Source organism: Protofrankia sp. CiT1, assembly GCF_917627335.1.
Lineage (GTDB): Bacteria > Actinomycetota > Actinomycetes > Frankiales > Frankiaceae > Protofrankia.
On the sequence record NZ_CAKJTP010000180.1, the window covers coordinates 3,482 to 6,934 of the forward strand.

Genomic DNA, 3,453 nt, shown 5'->3' on the forward strand with positions numbered 1-3,453 from the left:
GTCCAGAGACGGTCGGAAGCTCCAGCACGATTATCGCTGTCCGTGACTGTTTTCTCCTGCGGGGACGGGTGAGCGTTAGCGGCCGAGCGGGGCCTGGAACCGGGCACGCGGGTCTCCCACGGATGCTGACGGCGGTGGCGCTAACCTGCTAACAGCGAGGTCAGAGCGCCCATGAGGTGCTAGCACTGGTGCTAACTGTTAGCGGGGCAGGTGCTAACCGTCGTGCTCAGCGAGCGGCCCCCGGACCCACCTCCGATATCACTTTGGGTGACTTCGTGGTGATGCGGGCACGGTCAATACCGCGACGGTTCACAAGCCGGCCGTCCACCCGGCGGCCGATCTGGATGGTGTCGATACCCAGCGGCTTGAGCGCGGCGGCGAGTTGCTCGGCGCCCCATCCGGCGTAGACACCCGGGCGGAGCGCGGCGAGCCGTTCGGTCACGGTCTCCGACCACACCTTGGTCTCGCTGGGTGGGACAACCGCGAGGATGTCATCCAGGAGCGAGTAGACCGGCACCGCGCCGGCGTCGGTCTCCCCGATGGCATGGCCGGCGAGGGTACCGGCGGCGGCACGGCCGGCTCGGGCCCGTTCGGCGATACGCGCCGATGCCGGCGTGTCCAGATAGGCCGAGCGGACGATGAGCGGGGTGTCGGCGGTACCGACGAGATAGCCGATGCCACGGTCACCCGGGTGCAAGGTGGTCGCCCGGATCCCGTTCCGGTACATCGACGTGCCCAGGATCATGTCGTTTTCGACCTGTCCCATGACGCGCAGGCAGAAACGGACCGAGACATTCGCGCTGACGCCCGTGGGGAGGGACTCGGCGTCGGGGCGTTGGGTCGCCAGGATAAGAATGATCCCAAGTGCCCGGCCGAGTTTGATGATGTCGGTGGCCAGCTCCCCGGCCTCGGCGCCGTGGACGGCGTGGGCGAACAGGTTCTGACACTCATCGACGATCATGACCAGTGGGTGCAGGCCCAGCGACCGGATACCGGCGATACGACGAGTGGTCTTGCCGTCGGGGCACAGATCCTTGGGCAGGTTCTTCAGCGCGGCGGCCCGGCGGCCTACCTCGGCGCGCAGGTCCCGCAACGCACCGGCAACCGACGGCGACGGTCGCGTCATCAATGCCGGTGGCGTACCGGTGGGCGACCGTGACCGCGGCGTCGAGGTCGGCGGTGCCCTTGAGGTTGAACACCCACAGTTCACAGGTCGGGTCCAGCGCGCAGCCCAGCATGAGTACCCGCACGGCCGCGGTTTTCCCCGCACCGGGCAGGGAGCCGACGAGCATGTTGTTCTCGACAAGGGTCACCGAGACCGTCCGGCCGCGCGGGTCGGTCCCGAACGGCAGCGCCGCGAACAGGTCGGCCCGCCCGCGGCGAGCCAGGGGCCATTCCGCTGCTGCCGCCTTGGACATGTCCTGGTCCCCGACCCACAACACCAGCCGGCCGGCGTGGGCGTCGGCGGCGGGTTCGGGCCAGACACAGCCGACCGGACGACGCAGCCCCGAGGCGAGCCGTTCCCGGCGTTCCAGGATGTCAGACACGGTAACCCCGTAAGGAAGATCGACGTCCGCGCGCCATCCCGGGCCGTCCCGGCTGATCGGCGCGGGGAAGGTGATGCCACCACCACGGTTCTTCGCCTTGTTGATCTCGGCGATGCCGAGGGATTCCAGCGCCCGGACAACGATGTCGCCGGTCAGCCGGGTCACCGCGGCCGGCACGACGGCCTGACCGAGCACCGGCTGATCAACGGGTGAGCCGGCGATACCAAGCCCGACGACGGCGGCGCCGAACGCCAGCCAGCGTGCCCCGGCGGGCAGTGTCGCGGCGAGCGCTAGGACCGCGACCCCGCACGGGCCCGCGCCGAGCAACACGACCAACAAGCGGAAGCGGACCCGGCGGTCCCGTTGGCGCGACAGCTTCAGGTACTGCTCGCTGTCCTCGCGCCGGACCGTGGCCGCCCGTACCGCACGACCCTCAGCATCGAAGATCCATCCGGTGGCCTGACCGGCGACGCGGACCAGCCCGCGCGGGGCACGGCCGAGCAGCCGGGCGAGGTAGACCGGGATACGGACCGTGTGGAAGAGCACGACATGGCTGTAGTAGCCGGCTGCCCACCCGGCCGCCGCACGCAGGGCGGTAGCCGAGCGTACCCAGCCCGGGAGCACCGGGCGGCGCTGCCCGTTCCCAGCAGACGGGGAGAGCACGCCCGGACGCGACGGCAGCGGCGGATCGACCGGCACCCCGCCCGCGCCCTCGACTGGATCGGCCCCCTCACCTGGATGCACCGCATCAGCCGGATGGACCGGATCGGGTTGCTTGGGCGGCGACATGTTCTCGCTGGGAGTGTCGAGGAAGGCGCCGACGTCGGGGATCCAGCCGCCGGGCCTGTCCGGTTCCTGCGGGAACGCATCGTCAGCAGTGGCCATCATGACCGCTCCTTCCAATAGCGACGCAACAGCGGCCAGGTGACCGGCACCGTCGGGAGCGTGCTCATCCGGCCCGCCGCAGCGCCGCACCGCGAGCGACGCAGGACAGCACTACGCACGCGAGACCCGGGGGAACCGCGTTACCGACCTGCTTGAGCTGGTTGTCGGTACTGCCCTGCCACGGGTGGCCGGCGGAAAATCCCTGGAGCACCCCGAACTCCGCGACCGTGAGCGCGTCGTGTGGCCCCTGCCACCGGCCGGTCCGTTGCGCCTCCCGGATCGGCCGGCGCGCGCCGGTGCCGCCCCAGCCGTTCCCGCGGGTGGTGACCGTGTAGGCGGGCCGGTCCGGCAGACCCCGGCCGATCGCGTCGGCCATGCTCATCCACCGCGGCCGCGGCGGCAGGAGAGGCCCGGGATACTCACCGCGCCGGTACCGGGCATGGGTCGGAGCCGGTGGGACGACCGTGTGGGTCAGCAAGGACGCCAGCAGGATCGCCCGGCGGCGTGTCTGCGGCACACCGAACTCCTCGGCCGACACGATCCCGGTCCACGTTGCGTAGCCCAGACGGCCAAGCTCGGCCGCGAAGCTCTCCCAGATCGGGAGGACCCCCGGTACCTCCTCCAGAGCGACCCACGCCGGGCGCAGCACCCGGATGAACCTCATCGGCTGGTAGACGAGTTGTCCACGCGGGTCGCCGAGGCCTGTTTGTGGCCGGCGTTGCTGAACGACTGGCACGGTGGGGAGGCAATCAGCCCATCCACACCGCGGAAATCACGCGGGCTTACCAAGGACACATCACCGGGGACGGTGGTGAGGCCCGATGCACGGCGGGTCTGACAGGCGTGCGAGTCGAGCTCAATGCCGATAGCGTCGATCCCAAGTCGTGCGCAGGCGATGGACCATCCACCGGCGCCGGCAAACAGGTCAAGTGCCGTGGGACTATTCCCCATGGGGCTCCTTTGACGCAGGGAACGGGGCGAGGTGCCGTTGAAAAAACGCGGCACGATAGCCTCGGACCCC

At 70.1% G+C, this 3,453-nt stretch carries 2 protein-coding genes and 1 pseudogene; all 3 read right to left on the reverse strand.

Features of this window, described 5'->3' with window-relative positions; genetic code table 11:
* Positions 1–226: 226 nt before the first annotated feature.
* The 3 genes and pseudogenes from MJ785_RS19145 to MJ785_RS19155 all read right to left on the reverse strand — a co-directional run bounded on the left by MJ785_RS19145 (position 227) and on the right by MJ785_RS19155 (position 3,383).
* Positions 227–961, reverse strand: a complete 735-nt coding sequence (locus tag MJ785_RS19145; protein WP_239382121.1) for a hypothetical protein — start codon at positions 959–961, stop codon at positions 227–229.
* Complete coding sequence (locus tag MJ785_RS19150) at positions 948–2,435, reverse strand: hypothetical protein (RefSeq protein ID WP_239382122.1); 1,488 nt, start codon at positions 2,433–2,435, stop codon at positions 948–950. The genes MJ785_RS19145 and MJ785_RS19150 overlap by 14 nt, the downstream gene beginning before the upstream one ends.
* A gap of 61 nt (positions 2,436–2,496) precedes the next feature.
* Positions 2,497–3,383, reverse strand: a pseudogene (locus MJ785_RS19155) (DNA cytosine methyltransferase).
* Positions 3,384–3,453: the final 70 nt, after the last annotated feature.